This window comes from Streptomyces milbemycinicus, from assembly GCF_002154605.1.
Classification (GTDB): Bacteria; Actinomycetota; Actinomycetes; order Streptomycetales; family Streptomycetaceae; genus Streptomyces; species Streptomyces milbemycinicus.
Genome location: NZ_MUNE01000116.1, coordinates 40,936 through 58,102 on the forward strand (window position 1 = coordinate 40,936; position 17,167 = coordinate 58,102).

Genomic DNA, 17,167 nt, shown 5'->3' on the forward strand with positions numbered 1-17,167 from the left:
CCATGACGATGACGGTCGAGGAGCGCTGGGCGCAGTTCTTCCGGTACGGGCCGTACGCCCTGCTGGGCCTCGCCACGCTCCTCGGAGCCGTGGCCGCCCCCCTGATGATGACCCGGCGGGAGATGTACGCCGCAGGGGCTCTGCTCTTCGTCGTGCTGGCCCTGCAGGCGTGGTGGTCCCGGGCCATGCCGCGGCTGCTGGCGGCAGCCTTGGCCGAGCACGCGGCCGACGCCGAGCGGGAGGCCGGCACCCCGGTGCTACCCGAGGGGATCACCGCCGGTCGCGTCTACTTCGCGCTACGCACCGCCCTCGCCTTCGCCCTGACCTGGCTCAATCCCTTCTTCGCGATCTATGCGTGCCTCGGCTACTTCGACGCCGGGCGGCTGCTGCCGCCGCGCGCCGCCCGGGCCGGGCTCATGGTGTCCGCCGTCGCCGTGGCGGGTTCCCAGTCCGGCGGTCTGCCGCCGGACTCGCCGATGCAATGGGTCGTCTTCGGCGCGCTGCTCGTCTTCAACGCGACGCTCGCCATCGGCCTCAACCACCTCGGTGCCAAGGAGACCGAGAAGGCCGAGGAGCGGGCCGAGACCATCGCCGCCCTGGAGAAGGCCCTCGCCGAGAACGCCGCCCTGCACGCCCAACTCGTCCTCCAGGCGAGGGAGGCCGGCGTCGCCGACGAGCGACGCCGCCTCGCCGCCGAGATCCACGACACCATCGCCCAGGGCCTGACCGGCATCATCACCCAGCTCCAGGTGGTCTCCTCCACCGCCGATCCGGGCCTGGCCCGCGAGCACTTGGACCGCGCCCAGGCGCTGGCCCGCCGCTCCCTGGGCGAGGCCCGGCGCTCCGTACAGAACCTCTCTCCCGCAGCCCTGGAGCACGACACGCTCCCGGAGGCGCTGAAGAAAACCGTCAGCGAGTGGTCCGAACGCACCGGCGTCACGGCCCGGCTCACCGTCACCGGCACTGAGGAGCCGCTGCACGACGAGGTCGCCGCCACCCTCCTGCGGATCGCCCAGGAGGCCCTCGCCAACACCGGCCGCCACGCCCGCGCCGCCCGCGCGGGCGTCACCCTCTCCTACATGGGCGACGAGGTCACCCTGGACATACGCGATGACGGCCGCGGCTTCGACCCCCTCGCCGCGGCGCCGCGCACCAGCAGCGGCGGCTTCGGCCTCGACGGGATGCGCGCCCGCGCCGAACGCATCGCCGGCACCGTCGCCGTCGAGTCGGAACCCGGCCAGGGCACCGCGATCAGCGCCCGCGTACCGTTGGTGCGGCATGGCTGACCGGACCATCACGCTGCTGATCGTCGACGACCACCCCGTCGTCAGGGACGGCCTGCGCGGCATGTTCGCCTCCGATCCCGGCTTCAGCGTCCTCGGCGAGGCCGCAGGCGGTGTCGAGGGGGTCGAACTCGCCCTGCACCTGGACCCGGACGTCATCCTGATGGACCTGCGCATGCCTGCCGGTAGCGGCGTCGAGGCGATCGCAGAACTCACCCGGCGCGGCGCCCGCGCCAAGGTCCTCGTCCTCACCACGTACGACACGGACTCCGACACCATCCCCGCGATCGAGGCGGGCGCCACCGGCTACCTCCTCAAGGACGCACCCCGCGACGAGCTGTTCACGGCGGTCCGCGCGGCCGCCGAAGGGCGCACCGTCCTGTCGCCCGCCGTCGTATCCCGCCTCGTCGGTGCCGTCAGGAACCCCGCCACCCCCACGGTCGAGGTGCTCTCGGCCCGTGAGCGCGAGGTGCTCGAACTGGTAGCCAAGGGCACCTCGAACCGCGAGATCGCCCGGGAACTCTTCATCAGCGAGGCGACGGTCAAGACCCATCTGACCCATCTGTACAGGAAGTTGGGGGTCAAGGACCGGGCGGCTGCCGTGGCCGTGGCGTACGACCGCGGCATTCTGGGGTGAGCCTCAAGCGTCCAGGCATCGGCTCCCGAGGGACGCGCCCTCGGCAGCCGCTTGCGACTGCTGCCGTGGGCCAGTCCGGACGGTCGGCCGTGCTACCTGGCGGCGGACGGCGCCAACAGCCGGTTGAGTCGACGGGCAGACGAGATCGAAGCCCTCCAGCTGACCATGGGGGCGGAACTCCTGGGCCATGCCCGCGCGTTGCTCGGCGACCGGAAGGCAGACATCGGGGAAGTGCGATTCCTTGCGGAGCGGCTGTGCGAGTCGCTGCGCGATGTGCTTCGGGTCGCCGAGAGCAGGGGAGCGCGTCTGCCTGTGGACGACGACAGTCAGGTCGATACCGGGGGCGGCGCGGACGGCGGCAGCGCGCCAGGCAGCGGACGGGAGAAAACGTGACCCACTGGAAGATCAGCCCCGTCCCGGGGCAGGGTCTGCACCGCGCCGACGGTGGCGCCCTCGCGCTGCCGCTGCAGATCAGCAGCGGCGGTCGGCATCTCGCCGTGGCCGAACTGCGGCTGACCCCCGCCTCGGCGGAGCAGTTGCACGCGGCCCTGTGCTACGCGCTGGACGGGCAACTCCCGCCCGACGGCGCGCCGGAGTGCCGTCAGCCGGTCCACTACCCGGGCGGCCGACAGCGGTACTGAAGACAAGCCGCCTGCACCGGCCGCCCCGTCAGCTCACCGCCACCCACGAGTAGCGGTGCTCGGGGCGGCCGGTGTCGCCGTATTTGAGGGTGAGACTGATCCGCCCCGCGTGTTCCAGGTACTTGAGGTAGCGCTGGGCGGTGGAGCGGCTGATTCCGGTGCGTTCGGCGACCTCATGCGCGGACAGCGGGTGGTCGGCCTGGTCCAGGGCGCGGCGGATGAGATCGACGGTCGGCGCGGAGTGGCCCTTGGGAAGCGCGGAGCGGGCGGTCGCGTCGACGGTCCGGAACGCGCCGAAGATACGGTCCACCCGCTCCTGGCCCGTCTCACCGCGCCCGCCGACCCCCTCCAGCGTATGGCGCAGCGTCATATAGCCGTCGAGCTTGGCCCGCAGCCCCGCGAAGTTGAACGGCTTGACCAGGTACTGCAGCGCGCCGTACCGCATGGCGGCCTGGACGGTGGCGACATCGCAGGCCGCCGTCACCATGATCACATCCGCGTGGTGGCCGAGCTGCCGCATCCGGCGTACGAGGGTCAGCCCGGTCTCGTCGGGGAGGTAGTGGTCGAGCAGGACGAGGTCGACATGGGTGCGCTCCAACGTGGCCAGGGCCTGCGCGGCGGTATGGGCGCGGGCGGCGACCCGGAAGCCGGGCACCTGGGCCACATACGCGGAGTTGATCTCGGCGACGTGGAAGTCGTCGTCCACGACGAGGACGTCGATCATCGTGACTCTCCCGCTGCGGTGAGCTGCTGGATGGGGACGTTGGCTGCGCGAATGTCGTCGGCTGGAGCCGGGTCCGGACCCGGATCCGGGCCCGGGGCCGCATCCGGGGCAGGGGTGCCGTCCAGGTCGAGCGCTTCGGGGAGGATGACGGTGAACACCGCACCCCCGCCCGCCCGGGCGGTGACCCGGGCCATCCCGCCGTACCGCTCGGCGAGCCGCCGCACCAGGGCCAGTCCGATGCCCCGCCCGCGCGGGGACGGCACAGGGACATCCTGCTTGGTGGACCAGCCCTCGGCGAAGATCTGTTCGCGCATCTCGGGCGGCACCCCCGGGCCGTTGTCGCTGACCCGCAGTACGGCGGTGGTGCCCTCGGCGCGCAGCTCGACCTCGATGAACGGGTCGGGGCGCGGCTGCGAGGCCACGGCGTCCAGCGCGTTGTCGATCAGATTGCCGAGCACGGTCACCAGATCGCGCGGGTCGACCACCCGCTCGGACAGCAGCGACTGGGGCGAGACGCGCAGGGACACCCCGCGCTCCGCCACGATGGCGGCCTTCCCGACGAGCAACGCCGAGAGCAGCGGATCGCGCACCCGCTCGGAGATCTGCTCGGCCGAGGCCCGGTGGGTGTCGGTGAGGCCGGAGATGAATTCCGCCGCCCGCTGGTGGAGCCCCAGTTCGAGCAGTCCGAGCAGGGTGTGCAGCCGGTTGGCGTGTTCATGGCCCTGGGCGCGCAGCGCGTCCAGCAGCCCGCGGGTGGAGTCCAGCTCCCGGCCCAGCAGCTCCAGTTCGGTACGGTCGCGCAGCGTCGCCACCGCACCGCCGTCCTTGGTCGGCATGCGGTTGGCCACCAGGACCCGGCCACCGCTGACGGTCAGCAGATCGGCCCCATCCGCCCGCCCCGCCAGCACCTCCGTGGTACGGCCCGGGGGCAGCGCCTCCTCCAGCGGGTGGCCGGCGGCGTCCGCGCCGACGCCGAGCAGCCGCCGCGCCTCGTCGTTGATCAGCCGTATCCGGCCCTCCCGGTCGAAGGCGACGACGCCCTCGCGGATGCCGTGCAGCATCGCCTCGCGCTCGTCGAGCAGCGCCGAGATATCGGCGAACGCGACCCCGTGCGTACGGCGGTGCAGACTGCGCGAGACACCGATCGCGGCCAGCACGCCGACGGCGAGCGCCATGCCTGCGTACAGCAGCAGCCGGGGCAGGGTGGCGAGCAGCTGGTCGTGGACGCTGCCGTAGCCGATGCCGACCGAGACCGCGCCGACGATCTTCCCGTCGGCGGTGCGCAGCGGCACCTTGGCGCGGGCCGAGCGGCCCAGGGTGCCGACGTCGATCTGCATGACCTCCTGCCCGGAGAGCGCCGCCTCCGGATCGGTCGAGACGTGTTCGCCGATGCGCCCGGTGTTGGTGTGCGACCAGCGCACCCCGCGCCGGTCCAGCACCACGACGTACAGCGCCCCGGTGGCCCGGCGGATCCGCTCGGCCGCCTGCTGCACCGGCCCGCGCGCGCTGGGCTCGGTGGTCAGCAGATCGTGGGCGAGGCCGGGGTCGGCGGCGGTGGCCTGGGCGATGGAGAGCGCCTTGTGCATCGCCTGATCGTCGATCTCGGAGCTGAGCGGGGCGAGGAAGAGCCCGGTGGCGAGCACCATCACCCCGGCGGTGAGGGTCAGCTGTACGGCCAACACCTGGCCGGAGACGCGTCTGGGCCAGCGGATCCGCATCTCGTCACCCCCGTCTCCAGGCCCTCCGCGTATGCGGTACGAGCTATTCCGTTTACGTCGTTGCAATCGCACGGTAAGGGCGCTCTGTGCTGGTTGCCCAGGGTCCGTAGCGGATTCGTTGCCGTAGCGCGAGCTAAACGAGCAGAACGGGGTTTGTGCGCACAAGAACGCGTTGTGCCCATAAGGCTGCCGGTGTGGCCCGCGCCACTCCTAGCCTCCTCGGCCATGAGCAGACAAACGAGCCCTGCCATCGAGTTGCGGGGCGTTAGCAAGGTGTTCCGGACTCCGTCCGGGGGTCTCCACACCGCCGTCAGGGATCTGGACCTGACCGTCGGGCGGGGCGAGTTCGTCGCCGTGGTCGGCCCCACCGGATGCGGCAAGTCCACGACGCTGACGCTGGTCAGCGGCTTGGAAGAGCCCACGGAAGGCGATGTGCTGGTGACCGGCGAGCCGGTCAGCGGTATCGGATCCAAGGTCGGCTTCGTCTTCCAGCAGGACGCCGTCTTCCCCTGGCGCAGCGTGCTGTCCAACGTGATGGCCGGGCCCCGCTTCCGCGGCGTACCGAAGGCGGAGGCCAAGGAACGGGCGCGCGAATGGCTGGCCCGGGTCGGGCTCGCGTCCTTCGAGGACCGCTATCCGCACCAGCTGTCCGGCGGCCAGCGCAAGCGCGTCGCGCTCGCGGCCACCTTCGTCAACGACCCCGAGATCCTGCTCATGGACGAGCCGTTCTCGGCCCTCGACGTCCAGACCCGGGCGCTGATGTCCGACGAACTGCTTGAGCTGTGGTCAGGGACCGGCGCCTCCGTCGTCTTCGTCACCCATGACCTGGAGGAGTCGATCGCCCTCGCCGACAAGGTCGTGGTCATGACGGCCGGCCCGGCCACCGTCAAGGAAGTGTTCGAGATCGATCTGCCACGGCCCCGCAAGGTCGAGTCGGTGCGGCTGGAGCCCCGCTTCATCGAGATCTACCGCGAGATCTGGGCCTCGCTCGGCGAAGAGGTACGGATCACCCGCGAGAGAGGAGCCTCGAATGCCTGAGACGACGACTGCCGTACGCAAGCACAACGCGGGTAAAGAGGGCACGAGCCGTACGACAGCCAGGGCCCGGGCCGCCCGCAAACGCGCGATCCTGGTCCAGAGCGCCCGTGCGCTGGTGCTGGTCGCGGTGCTGGGGCTGTGGGAGTGGTTCGCCCGTACCTCGGTCATCGACCCGTTCAACTTCTCGATGCCCTCGAAGGTCTGGGACCAGCTGAAGGACTGGATCCAGAACGGCACCGCCCAGGGCCCGCTGTGGGAACAGGTCTGGACGACGCTCCAGGAAGCGCTGATCGGGTGGGCCATCGGCGTGGCCGCCGGCGTGGTCCTGGGCATCGGCCTCGGCCGGGCCCGCTTCCTCGCCGACGTACTCGGCCCCTACATCAAGGTGCTCAACGCGCTGCCCCGTATCGTCCTCGCCCCGATCTTCCTCATCTGGTTCGGCCTCGGACCGGCCTCGAAGGTCGCCTCGGCGGTCGTGCTGGTCTTCTTCCCCGTCTTCTTCAACGCCTTCCAGGGCGCCCGGGAGGTCGACCGCAACCTGGTGGCCAACTCCCGCATCCTCGGCGCGAGCAACCGCCAGGTCACCCTCCAGGTCGTGATCCCCTCCGCCACCTCGTGGATCTTCACCAGCCTGCATGTCAGCTTCGGCTTCGCGCTGATCGGCGCGATCGTCGGCGAGTACATCGGTGCCACGAAGGGGATCGGGCTGCTGGTCGCGACCTCGCAGTCCACGTTCAACGCGGCCGGGGTGTACGCGGCGATGGTGATCCTCGCCGTTGTGGCCCTGCTGGCCGAGGGCTTGCTGACCTTCCTGGAGCGGCGGCTGTTCCGCTGGAAGCCGGCCCAGCCGGGCGCCGACCACTGACGCGCCCTTCTCCCTCCCCTTTCTGAATCCCTCTTTCTCCCAAGGACGTGTGACATGCGCAGCTACGCCAAGATCTCCGCGGTGGCGGTCGCCGCGGCGCTCTCCCTGACCACCCTCACCGCATGCGGCAGCGACTCCGGCGGGGACGGCAAGGACGGCAAGGTCAAGATCATGGTGGGTGGCCTGGACAAGGTCATCTACCTGCCCGCGATGCTCACCCAGCAACTCGGCTACTTCAAGGACGAGGGCCTCGACGTCCAGCTCCTCAGCGAGCCGGCCGGCGTTCAGGCCGAAACCTCCCTGGTGGCCGGCGAGGTGCAGGGCGCGGTCGGCTTCTACGACCACACGCTGGACCTCCAGGTCAAGGGCAAGCAGGTGGAGTCCGTCGTGCAGTTCTCCCACGCACCCGGCGAGGTGGAGATCGTCTCCAACAAGGCGGCGGGGGAGATCACCTCGCCCAAGGACTTCAAGGGCAAGAAGCTCGGCGTCACCGGCCTCGGCTCCTCCACCGACTTCCTCACCAAGTACCTGGCCGTGAACAGCGGCGTGAAGACCAGCGAATTCACCCCGGTCGCGGTCGGCGCGGGCCAGACCTTCATCGCGGCCCTGAAGCAGGGCGCGATCCAGGGCGGCATGACCACCGACCCCACCGTCGCGCAGGTCCTGGACCAGAAGCTCGGCAAGATCCTCATCGACATGCGCACCCCCGAAGGCTCCAAGGCCGCCCTCGGCGGCCCGTACCCCTCCTCCAGCCTCTACATGAACACGTCCTGGGTGAACAGCCACAAGGACACCGTCCAGAAGCTGGCCAACGCCTTCGTGAAGACCCTCAAGTGGATGTCCACCCACACCCCCGAGGAAATCGCCGCCAAGATGCCGGCCGACTACGCCCAGGGCGGCAAGGAGCTCTACGCCCAGGCGATCAAGTCCACCCTCCCGATGTTCACCAAGGACGGCGTCATGCCGGCGGACGGCCCGGCGACGGTCGAGCGCGTCCTGAAGTCCTTCAACCCGAACCTGAAGAACGCGACGGTGGACCTGAACAAGACCTACACCACGGAGTTCGTGAAGAAGGCGGGCTGAGCCCAGGGGCCCGGCCGGTCGGACAGTCGACCGGCCAGGGCGTCCCCTGCGGGGGCGCGTCAGCGGACGTAGCTCTTCAGGACGTCGGTGTCGAGCGTGATGCCGACCGGCTCGGGGAGCACGACCTGCTCCCCGAAGGACGCCTGGTGAATGTCGCGGTAGCGGCCGAGCTTCGGGTCGGGGTTGGTGTGGACGATGACCGAGCAGGCGTCACGGTCTACGAGGAGGTAGATGGGGATGCCCGCCACCGCGAAGGCGGTGGGCTTCTCGATGCGGTCCCGGCGGTCGGTGTCCCGGTCGTGCGAGGTGACCTCGACGGTCATGAGGATCCCGTCCGGGTCGGACCATTCACCATCTCCTGCGAAGTGTCCGTCTGGCGCCAAGACTCCGTCCGGGCGGGCGCGTCCCTTGCGGTACGCCTCGACCTTCAGGCCACGTTCCCCGGCGTAGAGCCAGAGGTCGGGACGGTGCTGCATGCAACGCTTCTGCAGCCACCTGACGATTTCGTCGTGATCCCCGTCCGGCACGCACTTCTCCTCGATCCGTCCGTTGATGAACTCCAACGTGACGGTTTCGGGCGCGGCAAAGGCGATCTCCTCGAACTCCTCCACCAGCATGTGTGACGTGCGCTCGGTCATAACCGTCATGTTGCACCCCTTTCCTGGTGGAAGCCAGTGTTTCCGGATGCATGCACGACTGGGGCACATTCCGCCGAGGATCACTCCTGCGAGTGATTGTTCGATCTCAGACAGTGACGCGCGACGTGGGTCATGGCACCGATGGCCCCGAAAACGCGACTGGGGTTTCTCGGAGAACCGAGAAACCCCAGGTCAGTGGCTCTAAAAGCCAAGGTGCGCCGCCAGGGACTCGAACCCCGGACCCGCTGATTAAGAGTCAGCTGCTCTAACCAACTGAGCTAGCGGCGCCTGCTGACGTCGTAAATACTACCCGCCATGGAGGGGTGCTCCTGACCGCCGCGCCCGCCCTCAGATCGTGAGGGACAGCAGCACCGGTGCCGCCTCCCGGTTCAGGGTGTACGCGGCCTGGCGCAGGCGGTGGGCGTGCTCCAGGGGGAGGGAGAGGGCCAGGCAGCCGGCGGCGCGGCCGGCGGTTATGGGGACGGCGGCGCAGACGGTGCCGACGGCGTATTCCTGCAGGTCGAGGACGGGGACCGTGGCGGGTTGGCTTTCGAGTTTGCGGAAGAGGACCTTTTCGTTGGTCGTGGTGCGGGAGGTGAACCGCACGGTCTTGTGGCGGGAGAAGTGGTCGCGGCGGCCGTCGTGGTCGAGCTGGGTCAGCAGGCATTTGCCGACGGCAAGGGCGTGGACCGCGGAGCGGAAGTCGACCCACTCGTTGACCTTGGGGGTGCGGGGGCTGTCGGCGTACTGGGTGATCCGGACCTCGCCGTCGATATAGCGGCTGAGGTAGATCGCCGCGCCGACCGAGTCGCGCAGGGCGGCGAGCGACTTCTGGAGTTTGTGCTCGACCGCGGTCTGGCGGTCGGGGCCGGTGGAGCCCAGGAGGGACAGGGAGGTGCCGGCGACATAGGCTCCGTCGGCGACCTGCTCCACATAGCCCTCGCGGCGCAGCATCCGCAGCAGCTGGGCGAGGTGCGCGGGTGGCAGGCCGGTTTCGCGGGCGATGCCGGCGTCGGTCACGCCGTTGGTGTGGTGGGAGACGACTTCGAGGACCCGGAGGGCGTGCCGTACCGAGTGGAACGGCGCGGTCGACTCGGGCTTGAGCGCCACGGTTTCCCCCCTAGCAGGTTGTGACCGCTTGCGTCGGCGCCGTCGCCGCAGGTCATGGCCATAGGGTCAGCACCTTAGGTTCGCCAGTGGCAGCTTTACGCGGCGCGGCTTCGTACCACGATAGCCGCCAAGCGGGCGATTCGGTGCGGGTGTTGAGCATATTGATGGTGTGCGACGGGCCCGCTCAACAGCGGCGCACCACCCTGGCATATGCCATAGGCATGCTCTGTGCGAGGCGGACCGGCGGGGCTGCCGCCGGTCCGCCGTCATTGCGCCCGCTAGAGCACTGCGCTGAGAAACTCGCGAGTACGCTCGTGCTCCGGCTCGGTGAAGATCTTCTCGGGCGGTCCGGCCTCGATCACCCGGCCCGAGTCGAACATCAACACCTCGTCGGAGATGTCCCGGGCGAAGTTCATCTCGTGCGTCACGCACAGCATCGTGATGTCCGTCGTGTGAGCGATATCACGCAGTACGTCCAGCACTCCGGCCACCAGCTCCGGGTCGAGCGCCGAGGTCACCTCGTCCAGCAGCATCACCTGCGGCCGCATCGCCAGCGCCCGCGCGATCGCCACCCGCTGCTGCTGCCCGCCCGACAGCTGCGTCGGGTAGGCGTCGCACTTGTTGCCGAGCCCGACCAGGTCCAGCAGCTCGCGGGCCCGCTCCTCGGCCTCGTCCTTGCTCAGGCCCAGCACATGGACCGGGGCCTCGGTGATGTTCCGCAGCACCCGCATATTCGGGAAGAGGTTGAACTGCTGGAAGACCATTCCGATCTTCTTGCGCACCTCGCGGGTGTGCTTCTCGCTCGCCTCGACCAGCTTTCCGCCGCGGTTCTCATGGGTGAGACATTCGCCGTCGACCTGGATCTTGCCCTGGTCCGGTTTGATCAGCGTCATCAGCAGCCGCAGGATCGTGGTCTTGCCGGACCCGGACGGGCCTATGAGGGTCACATGCTTCCCGGAGGACACCGAGAAGTCGAGGTCGTCGAGGACCGTGTTGTCGCCGAAGCGCTTGGTCACCCGGTCGAATCGGATCAGTTCACTGCCGTCCACGGCAGGGTTCTTGTGCTCGGTTTCAGTGGCCAAGGCGACGCTCCAGGGCTCGCATGAGAAGGGATGCCGGATAGGCGATGAGGATGAAGGCGATGCCGACCATCGTGTAGGGCTCGATGTACTCGAAGGACGTGGCGCCGTGCGCCCGTGCCTTTTGGAGCATGTCGACGACCCCGATGAGGGCGAGCATCGGCGAGTCCTTCAGCATCGCGATCACGTAGTTGCCGAGGGCCGGCACGACCCGGCGGATCGCCTGCGGCAGGATCACCGCGATCCAGGTGCGGCCGCGCGAGAGGCTGAGCGCGGTGCACGCCTCCCACTGGCCCTTGGGCACCCCGTCGATACCGGCCCGGTACACCTCGGCGGTGTACGTCGAGTAGTGCAGGCCGAGCGCGATCACCCCGGTGGTCAGCGCGGAGAACTTGATGTCCCAGGTCGGCAGTACGTAGTAGAAGAAGAACAGCTGGACCAGCAGCGGGGTGTTGCGGATGAACTCCACCACCGCGGCCACCGGCCAGCGTACGAAGCGCGTCGGTGAGCGGAAGGCCAGCGCCCACACCAGGCCGAGCGCGAAGGAGAGCACCGAGCCCAGGGCGGTCGCCTCGAGGGTGATCAGCAGCCCGTCGCCCAGCTCGGGGAGGAAGTCCTTGGCGACGTCCCAGTCCCAGTTCACTGGGCACCTCCCGCCGTGATCAGGTTGGCGGACTGCTCGGTCTCCTGGGCGGCGGACAGCTTCCGGGTCACCAGCGGGCCCTTTCTGCGCCGTTCCGGCGCCTGCCCGATGCCTGCCTTGGCGCGCCGTTCCAGCAGCCGCATCAGCCGGGTGAGGACGAAGGCCAGCACGAAGTAGAGGACGAGGATGATCGAGTAGATCTCCAGGCTGTCACCGGTCGCCAGCCGCGAGAGCTGGGCGGCGAAGGTGATGTCCGCGACGCTCACCGCGGAGACCAGCGCCGTCGCCTTCAGCAGCTCGATCAGAAGGTTGTTGAACGGCGGGATCATCTCGGGGATCGCCTGCGGCAGGATCACCCGCCGCATCCGCTGCGCGGGCGTGAAGCTGAGCGCGATCGCCGCCTCGCGCTGCGCCGGGGCCACGGCGCCGATCGCGCCGCGCACGATCTCGGAGCCGTACGCGCCGTACGTCAGGCCCAGGGCGAGCACCGCCGCCCACATCGGCAGCAACTGGAACTGGAACCCCAGCGGCATCACGAAGAACAGCCAGAACATCAGCACCAGGGCCGAGGTGCCCCGGAAGATCTCGACGTAGCAGCCCGTGAGGAAGCGGACGATCCACAGCCTGGAGTTACGGGCGATACCGACGCCGAAGGCGATGGCGGCGGCGAGGAGCGCGCTGTAGAGGGTGAGCTGGATGGTGATCCAGACCCCTGGAAGGAGCCATTTCTCCCACAGTCCGGACGTCATCGGCACAGCTCCTTGGCGGTCAGATCCGTCATCTCGGCCTTGGTGAAGCCAAACGGGCCCACGATGCGCAGGAGTTCGCCGCTCTTCTTCATCTTGTGCAGCTCGGCATTGAAGGCGTCCCGGAGCTTGGTCTCCTCCGGGCGGAAGGCGAAACCGCCCGCGCCGACGTCCGGTTTGCCGTCGAGCAGCGCCTGGAACGGCTCGGTTGCCTCGACCCGGCGGCCCCCGCTCTGCCGGATCACATTGCGCACCGTCACCGCCGTACCCGCGAAGGCGTCCGCGCGGCCCTGTTCGACCGCCAGCAGCCCGGCCAGTTGGTCGGGGAGCACCATGATGTCGCTCTCCTTCACCCCGGCGTTGACCGCGTAGCCGATCTGGGCGTACGCGGAGCCGCTGGCGAGCTTCGCCCCCGATTTGGCGAAGTCCTCGTACTTGTGCAGGTTCTTGGGGTTGCCCTTGCGCACGATGAACGAGTCACGGACGCGGTAGTCGGGGTCCGAGAAGATCACCTGCTGGCAGCGGTCCGGATTGATGTACATACCGGCGGAGACCACGTCGAATTGCTGCGAGCGCAGCCCCGGTATCAGCGACGCGAACTCGGTCGGAACCGGCTGGACATGTGCCACCCCCAGCCGTTTGAAGATCACCTTCGCGATTTCCGGCGCCTCGCCGGTGAAGTCGCCGTTCTTGTCGATGTAGCCGAACGGGATCTCACCCGCGATACCCAGGCGTACCGTCCCCTGCGACCGCAGGCGACTCAGCAGGTTTCCCCCGTCCTTGGAATCGGCGCTGGACACCCGGCTACAGGCCGTGGCGCCCAGCAGACCCATGGCCGCCCCGCCCGCCAGTAGCGCGCGGCGGTTCAGCCGTCTTCCGCTGATGTCCTTGTGTATCCCTCGTGGTGGAGCCATGGGCGCGCGGCTACCCGACCGCGCTGAATATATGCAGATCGTTTTCGGCCCTTGACGCTCGACCGGTCTGGGTAGGCGCTCCCGGCAACAGGTCCGGAAACGAGTGGGAGGAATGTCATGGCTGACCGGTTTATCGAGGTATCGCTCGCTAAGAGGGGCGTGAGCTGCACCGCGAAACTCCTCGACGACCGCGCGCCCATCACCTGCGAGGCGGTGTGGAACGCGCTGCCCCTGGGCGGCGACGTCTACCACGCCAAGTACGCGCGCAACGAGATCTACGCGCTGCTGCCTCCCTTCGCCCCCGAGGAGCCGCCCCTGGAGAACCCGACCATCACCCCCATCCCCGGTGACCTGTGCTACTTCAGCTTCACCGACACCCAGCTCGGCACCGCCTCCTACGGCTATGAGCAGCAGGCCAAGCACCAGGGGCAGCAGCGGGTCGTCGACCTCGCGCTCTTCTACGAGCGCAACAACCTGCTGATCAACGGCGACGCGGGGTGGGTGCCGGGCATCGTCTGGGGCGCGGTCGTCGACGGCCTCGACCGGATGGCCGACGCCTGCCAGGACCTGTGGCGGGCCGGGGCGCTGGGGGAGACGCTGAGCTTCCGGCGGGCGTAGGCGCGCACGTCCGAAGCCTCAGCTTGCGGTGAGTATGGGACGGCGACACGCCGACGGCACGGCGTGTCGCCGTCTCAAGACCACCACAGAGTCAGGGGCGGCTGGGCGGCCTGACGCCGTCAGCCAGCCCCGCCTCGTACAGCGCGTGCGCCGCCCGTAGCACCACCGCGTCCGCGTGGCGGGCGGCCACCAGCTGCACCCCGATCGGCAGCCCGTCGGCGGACAGCCCGCAGGGCAGGCTCGCCGCGGGCTGCTGGGTCATGTTGAAGGGGTAGGTGAAGGGCGTCCAGCCTGTCCACCGCGTGTGATCGGATCCCTTCGGCACCTCGGCCCCCGCCTCGAACGCGGTGATCGGCAGCGTCGGGGTGACCAGCAGGTCGTACGCGGAGTGGAACCGGCCCATGGCCTTTCCGAGCGCCATGCGCACATCCACGGCGGCCAGATAGTGCAGCGCGCTGTACGCGGCGCCCTGGGCGCAGATGTCGCGCAGCCCCGGGTCCAGCAGCTCCCACTTGTCCTGTCCGAGCGGCTGCACCACCCGCGCCGCCCCGCTGAACCACAGCGTGTGGAACGCCTCGACCGGGTCCTCGATCCCCGGATCGATCTCCTCCACGGACGCGCCGAGGTCCGCCAGCAGGTCCACCGCCCGCCGTACCGCCGCCGCCACCTCCGGGTCGACCGTCGCGGACCCGCCGAGCGCCGGGCTGTAGGCGACGCGCAGCCCGTCCACGCCGCCCCCGCCCGCCGTGATGGCCTCTTGGAAGCTGCCTTCCGGGGGCGCGAGCTGGGACCAGTCGCGCCAGTCCGCGCCGGAGATCACATCCATCAGGAGAGCCGCGTCGGCCGCGTCGCGGGTCATCGGGCCCACATGGGCGAGCGTTCCGAACGCACTCGCCGGATACAACGGAACCCTCCCGTAGGTGGGTTTCAACGCGAAGATGCCGCAGAAGGATGCCGGGATACGGACCGAACCGCCGCCGTCCGTCCCCAGGCTCAGCGGACCCGCGCCAAGCGCCACCGCGGCGGCGCTGCCCCCGCTGGAGCCGCCCGCGGTGCGCCGCGGGTCGTACGGGTTGCCGGTCACCCCGTACACCGGGCTGTCCGTGACGCCCTTCCAGCCGAACTCCGGGGTCGTCGTCTTGCCCAGGAACACCGCGCCGTGCTCGCGCAGCCGGGCCACCGAGGGCGCGTCCTCATCCCACGCCTGGCCGTCGGGCGCGACGGTCAGCGAGCCGCGCAGCGTGGGGCCGCCGCGCTGCAGCAGGATGTCCTTCACCGACACCGGCACCCCGTCCACCAGGCCGGCGGGTTCGCCGCGCCGCCACCGCTCGGCCGACTCCTCGGCCTGCTGCAGCGCGGCCTCCGCGTCTACCCGGCTGAACGCGTTGACCTCTGGCTGGATCTGTTCGATCCGTTCCAGCGCGGCGCGGGTGGCCTCGACGGGGGAGAGGTCGCCGGAGGCGTACCGCTCGAGGAGTTGAACGGCTGTCAGATCGTGGATATCGGTCATCCACCCTCTCCTTTTAGTCGACCGGTACGTATCCCAGGCGCTTGTCGACGACGTTGAGCAGCGGTTCTCCCGCGGCCCAGCGGTCGTAGTTGTCCTGGAACTGCTCGGCGAGCTGGTCCCGCCAGCCGACCGTGTCGCCGCTCATATGGGGCGAGACGAACAGCCCCGGAACGTCCCACAGGGGGTCGTCGGCGGCCAGCGGCTCATGCTCGAACACATCCAGCACCGCGCCCGCGATATGCCGCGCGACCAGCGCCGTTACCAGGTCGTCCTGGACAACCAGCGGACCGCGTCCCACATTGATGAACACGGCGCTCGACTTCATCCGGGCGAAGGCGTCCCGCCCGAACATGCCGCGTGTACCGTCGGTCAGCGGTGCCGCGCAGACCACCCAGTCGGCCTCCGACAGCAGCCCGTTCAGCTCGTCGGCGCCGCGTACGCCCTCGCGCGCCGTACGTCCCACCAGGTCGACCACGATGCCGAGTGCGGCCAGCGTATGGCCGATGGCCCGGCCGATCGGGCCGGCGCCGACGACGACCGCCCGGGTCCCGGCGAGCCTCATCGTCTCGCGGTGGCGCCAGCGGCGCTGCCGCTGGAGCTCCCAACTTCCGTAGAAGTCCTTGGCCATGGCGATGACGATCCCCGCGACGTACTCGGCGATCGGCTGCTCGAAGACGCCCCGGGCGTTGGTCAACACCGTGTCGGATTCGATCAGTTCAGTACACATCAGCCGGTCCACGCCCGCGCTCGCGGTATGGACCCAGCGCGGCCTGGGCCCGCTGCCGGGCCAGGCGGCGCGTACCGCGTCGGAGGCGAAGTCCCAGACGAGCAGAGCGTCGGCGACGGGGAGCAGTTCGGGCAGCGAGGACTCGTCGCACACAAGGATCTTGGCGCGGCCGGCCAGCCGGTCGAGACGGACGGGAGGGTCGTCGCCGAAGACGACCACAGTGCTTTCGGTCATGGGCGAGAAACCGTTTCGAAACGTAGGTGCGCTTGGCTGTCGAGGGTGTCGGGAAGTCGCCTCAGAGCGAGGATTGACCACGCTAGGCAGCGGAAACTACCGTCGTCAATAACGGCATCGCTCCGGCATCTGTCCCGACGTCCCGGCATTCAGGCCGGCTCTTTCCCTCTGGCCAATGGTCCAGCCCTCCGTTGTGTATTGGGGCTCGCTCATGGACGTCTCTTTTCTGGGTGGCCCACAGCCGCAGCGCGGTGTGGGCGTCGTAGCACCATTCGATTTCGCGCTCGATCGTGAGCTGTGGCGCTGGGCGCCCGATGAGGTCTCCCTGCATCTGACGCGCACTCCGTTCGTTCCGGTCGAGGTGAGCCTCGATCTGGCGCGGCTCGTCAGCGAGCATGAAACTCTGCACGATGCGGTGCGCGCCCTGTGCGCGATCGCGCCCGAGGTGGTGGCGTACGCCTGCACTTCGGGCAGCTTCGTCGGTGGCGTCGCCGGTGAGCGCGCGATGTGCGCGGCGATGACGCAGGCGGGCGAGTTGCCTTCGCTCACCACGTCGGGGGCGCTGCTCGACGCGCTGCGGGAGATCGGCGCCCGGCGTATCGCTGTGGTGACGCCCTATACGAAGTCGGTGACCGACTCCCTGGAGGAGTATCTGGGCGAGGCCGGGATCACCGTGACCGGGCGGGCGTACCTCGGGCTGACCAGGCACATCTGGAAGGTGCCCTACCGCGATGTGGTCGACATGGCGCGGCAGGCGGTGGTCGGGGCGGCCGACGCGCTCTTCATCAGCTGCACCAACCTCCCCACGTACGACGTGATCCCGCAGCTGGAGGCCGAGCTGCGGATGCCCGTCCTGTCGGCGAACCAGGTGACGATGTGGGCGGCGCTGCGGGCGATCGGCGAACGGGCGGTCGGGCCGTACCAGGCCCTGCTGGATCCGGCGGCCCGGCGCGGCCCGG

19 protein-coding genes and 1 tRNA gene are annotated in these 17,167 nt (G+C 69.5%); 9 read left to right on the forward strand and 11 right to left on the reverse strand.

Annotation, left to right across the window (positions count from 1 at the left end; genetic code table 11):
• Positions 1-2 precede the first annotated feature (2 nt).
• Genes CCN51_RS10210 through CCN51_RS10225 form a run of 4 tightly spaced genes read left to right on the forward strand, consistent with a single transcriptional unit; the run spans position 3 to position 2,561 of the window.
• Positions 3-1,286: a sensor histidine kinase gene (locus tag CCN51_RS10210; protein ID WP_014179381.1), complete on the forward strand. Its 1,284-nt coding sequence runs from the start codon at positions 3-5 to the stop codon at positions 1,284-1,286.
• Complete coding sequence (locus CCN51_RS10215; protein WP_014179382.1) at positions 1,279-1,920, forward strand: response regulator; 642 nt, start codon at positions 1,279-1,281, stop codon at positions 1,918-1,920. Before CCN51_RS10210 ends, CCN51_RS10215 begins: the two co-directional genes overlap by 8 nt.
• 51 nt (positions 1,921-1,971) lie before the next feature.
• Positions 1,972-2,313, forward strand: a complete 342-nt coding sequence (locus CCN51_RS10220) for a hypothetical protein (RefSeq protein ID WP_014179383.1) — start codon at positions 1,972-1,974, stop codon at positions 2,311-2,313.
• On the forward strand, positions 2,310-2,561 hold the full coding sequence (locus CCN51_RS10225; RefSeq protein WP_014179384.1) for a hypothetical protein: 252 nt from the start codon (positions 2,310-2,312) through the stop codon (positions 2,559-2,561). Before CCN51_RS10220 ends, CCN51_RS10225 begins: the two co-directional genes overlap by 4 nt.
• Positions 2,562-2,589: 28 nt before the next feature.
• On the opposite strand, the gene CCN51_RS10230 is transcribed toward CCN51_RS10225, so the two are convergent.
• Together CCN51_RS10230 and CCN51_RS10235 are read right to left on the reverse strand one after the other, a co-directional pair.
• Positions 2,590-3,285, reverse strand: a complete 696-nt coding sequence (locus tag CCN51_RS10230; protein ID WP_014179385.1) for a response regulator — start codon at positions 3,283-3,285, stop codon at positions 2,590-2,592.
• The gene (locus CCN51_RS10235; protein ID WP_014179386.1) at positions 3,282-5,003 is read right to left on the reverse strand and encodes a sensor histidine kinase; all 1,722 of its coding nucleotides are present in this window, start codon (positions 5,001-5,003) and stop codon (positions 3,282-3,284) included. Before CCN51_RS10235 ends, CCN51_RS10230 begins: the two co-directional genes overlap by 4 nt.
• Positions 5,004-5,228: 225 nt before the next feature.
• Between CCN51_RS10235 and CCN51_RS10240 the strand changes: the two genes are divergently transcribed.
• The 3 genes from CCN51_RS10240 to CCN51_RS10250 are packed head-to-tail and all read left to right on the forward strand — an operon-like array spanning position 5,229 to position 7,989.
• Positions 5,229-6,041: an ABC transporter ATP-binding protein gene (locus CCN51_RS10240; RefSeq protein WP_043487532.1), complete on the forward strand. Its 813-nt coding sequence runs from the start codon at positions 5,229-5,231 to the stop codon at positions 6,039-6,041.
• Positions 6,034-6,906 (forward strand): ABC transporter permease, encoded by an 873-nt coding sequence (locus CCN51_RS10245; protein ID WP_014179388.1) that lies wholly within the window; start codon positions 6,034-6,036, stop codon positions 6,904-6,906. Before CCN51_RS10240 ends, CCN51_RS10245 begins: the two co-directional genes overlap by 8 nt.
• A gap of 54 nt (positions 6,907-6,960) precedes the next feature.
• Positions 6,961-7,989, forward strand: coding sequence for an ABC transporter substrate-binding protein (locus CCN51_RS10250; RefSeq protein ID WP_014179389.1), 1,029 nt, complete (start codon positions 6,961-6,963; stop codon positions 7,987-7,989).
• A gap of 59 nt (positions 7,990-8,048) precedes the next feature.
• On the opposite strand, the gene CCN51_RS10255 is transcribed toward CCN51_RS10250, so the two are convergent.
• The 7 genes from CCN51_RS10255 to ehuB all read right to left on the reverse strand — a co-directional run bounded on the left by CCN51_RS10255 (position 8,049) and on the right by ehuB (position 13,119).
• A complete protein-coding gene (locus CCN51_RS10255) occupies positions 8,049-8,636 on the reverse strand; it encodes a Uma2 family endonuclease (RefSeq protein ID WP_043487533.1) in 588 nt (195 codons plus the stop codon).
• A 205-nt stretch (positions 8,637-8,841) separates the two neighbouring features.
• A tRNA-Lys gene (locus CCN51_RS10260) sits at positions 8,842-8,915 on the reverse strand.
• Between the two features lie 60 nt (positions 8,916-8,975).
• Positions 8,976-9,737, reverse strand: coding sequence for an IclR family transcriptional regulator (locus CCN51_RS10265; protein WP_014179391.1), 762 nt, complete (start codon positions 9,735-9,737; stop codon positions 8,976-8,978).
• A gap of 278 nt (positions 9,738-10,015) precedes the next feature.
• Positions 10,016-10,786 (reverse strand): ectoine/hydroxyectoine ABC transporter ATP-binding protein EhuA, encoded by a 771-nt coding sequence (gene ehuA / locus CCN51_RS10270; protein WP_014179392.1) that lies wholly within the window; start codon positions 10,784-10,786, stop codon positions 10,016-10,018.
• Positions 10,787-10,808: 22 nt separating this feature from the next.
• On the reverse strand, positions 10,809-11,459 hold the full coding sequence (gene ehuD / locus CCN51_RS10275; protein ID WP_014179393.1) for an ectoine/hydroxyectoine ABC transporter permease subunit EhuD: 651 nt from the start codon (positions 11,457-11,459) through the stop codon (positions 10,809-10,811).
• Complete coding sequence (gene ehuC / locus CCN51_RS10280; protein ID WP_014179394.1) at positions 11,456-12,208, reverse strand: ectoine/hydroxyectoine ABC transporter permease subunit EhuC; 753 nt, start codon at positions 12,206-12,208, stop codon at positions 11,456-11,458. The genes ehuD and ehuC overlap by 4 nt, the downstream gene beginning before the upstream one ends.
• Positions 12,205-13,119, reverse strand: coding sequence for an ectoine/hydroxyectoine ABC transporter substrate-binding protein EhuB (gene ehuB, locus CCN51_RS10285; protein WP_086859466.1), 915 nt, complete (start codon positions 13,117-13,119; stop codon positions 12,205-12,207). Before ehuB ends, ehuC begins: the two co-directional genes overlap by 4 nt.
• Before the next feature lie 117 nt (positions 13,120-13,236).
• On the opposite strand from ehuB, the gene CCN51_RS10290 reads away from it, so the two are divergent.
• Positions 13,237-13,737 (forward strand): DUF3830 family protein, encoded by a 501-nt coding sequence (locus CCN51_RS10290; protein ID WP_043487537.1) that lies wholly within the window; start codon positions 13,237-13,239, stop codon positions 13,735-13,737.
• Positions 13,738-13,828: 91 nt separating this feature from the next.
• On the opposite strand, the gene CCN51_RS10295 is transcribed toward CCN51_RS10290, so the two are convergent.
• Positions 13,829-15,247 (reverse strand): amidase, encoded by a 1,419-nt coding sequence (locus CCN51_RS10295; protein ID WP_014179397.1) that lies wholly within the window; start codon positions 15,245-15,247, stop codon positions 13,829-13,831.
• 13 nt (positions 15,248-15,260) lie between these two features.
• Positions 15,261-16,208, reverse strand: a complete 948-nt coding sequence (locus CCN51_RS10300) for a D-2-hydroxyacid dehydrogenase (protein WP_043487538.1) — start codon at positions 16,206-16,208, stop codon at positions 15,261-15,263.
• 211 nt (positions 16,209-16,419) lie between these two features.
• On the opposite strand from CCN51_RS10300, the gene CCN51_RS10305 reads away from it, so the two are divergent.
• Positions 16,420-17,167, forward strand: a 748-nt coding sequence (locus tag CCN51_RS10305; protein WP_086859468.1) for a maleate cis-trans isomerase family protein, incomplete at its 3' end; no start/stop codon positions are given.

What these genes read in the sequence shown, in the direction of transcription:
- CCN51_RS10210 (WP_014179381.1), top strand. Translation starts at nt 3, where the DNA reads ATGACGATGACGGTCGAGGAGCGCTGGGCGCAGTTCTTCCGGTACGGG.
- CCN51_RS10215 (WP_014179382.1), top strand. Translation starts at nt 1,279, where the DNA reads ATGGCTGACCGGACCATCACGCTGCTGATCGTCGACGACCACCCCGTC.
- CCN51_RS10230 (WP_014179385.1), bottom strand. Translation starts at nt 3,285, where the DNA reads ATGATCGACGTCCTCGTCGTGGACGACGACTTCCACGTCGCCGAGATC.
- CCN51_RS10235 (WP_014179386.1), bottom strand. Translation starts at nt 5,003, where the DNA reads ATGCGGATCCGCTGGCCCAGACGCGTCTCCGGCCAGGTGTTGGCCGTA.
- CCN51_RS10240 (WP_043487532.1), top strand. Translation starts at nt 5,229, where the DNA reads ATGAGCAGACAAACGAGCCCTGCCATCGAGTTGCGGGGCGTTAGCAAG.
- CCN51_RS10245 (WP_014179388.1), top strand. Translation starts at nt 6,034, where the DNA reads ATGCCTGAGACGACGACTGCCGTACGCAAGCACAACGCGGGTAAAGAG.
- CCN51_RS10250 (WP_014179389.1), top strand. Translation starts at nt 6,961, where the DNA reads ATGCGCAGCTACGCCAAGATCTCCGCGGTGGCGGTCGCCGCGGCGCTC.
- CCN51_RS10255 (WP_043487533.1), bottom strand. Translation starts at nt 8,636, where the DNA reads ATGACGGTTATGACCGAGCGCACGTCACACATGCTGGTGGAGGAGTTC.
- ehuC (WP_014179394.1), bottom strand. Translation starts at nt 12,208, where the DNA reads ATGACGTCCGGACTGTGGGAGAAATGGCTCCTTCCAGGGGTCTGGATC.
- ehuB (WP_086859466.1), bottom strand. Translation starts at nt 13,119, where the DNA reads ATGGCTCCACCACGAGGGATACACAAGGACATCAGCGGAAGACGGCTG.
- CCN51_RS10290 (WP_043487537.1), top strand. Translation starts at nt 13,237, where the DNA reads ATGGCTGACCGGTTTATCGAGGTATCGCTCGCTAAGAGGGGCGTGAGC.
- CCN51_RS10295 (WP_014179397.1), bottom strand. Translation starts at nt 15,247, where the DNA reads ATGACCGATATCCACGATCTGACAGCCGTTCAACTCCTCGAGCGGTAC.
- CCN51_RS10300 (WP_043487538.1), bottom strand. Translation starts at nt 16,208, where the DNA reads ATGACCGAAAGCACTGTGGTCGTCTTCGGCGACGACCCTCCCGTCCGT.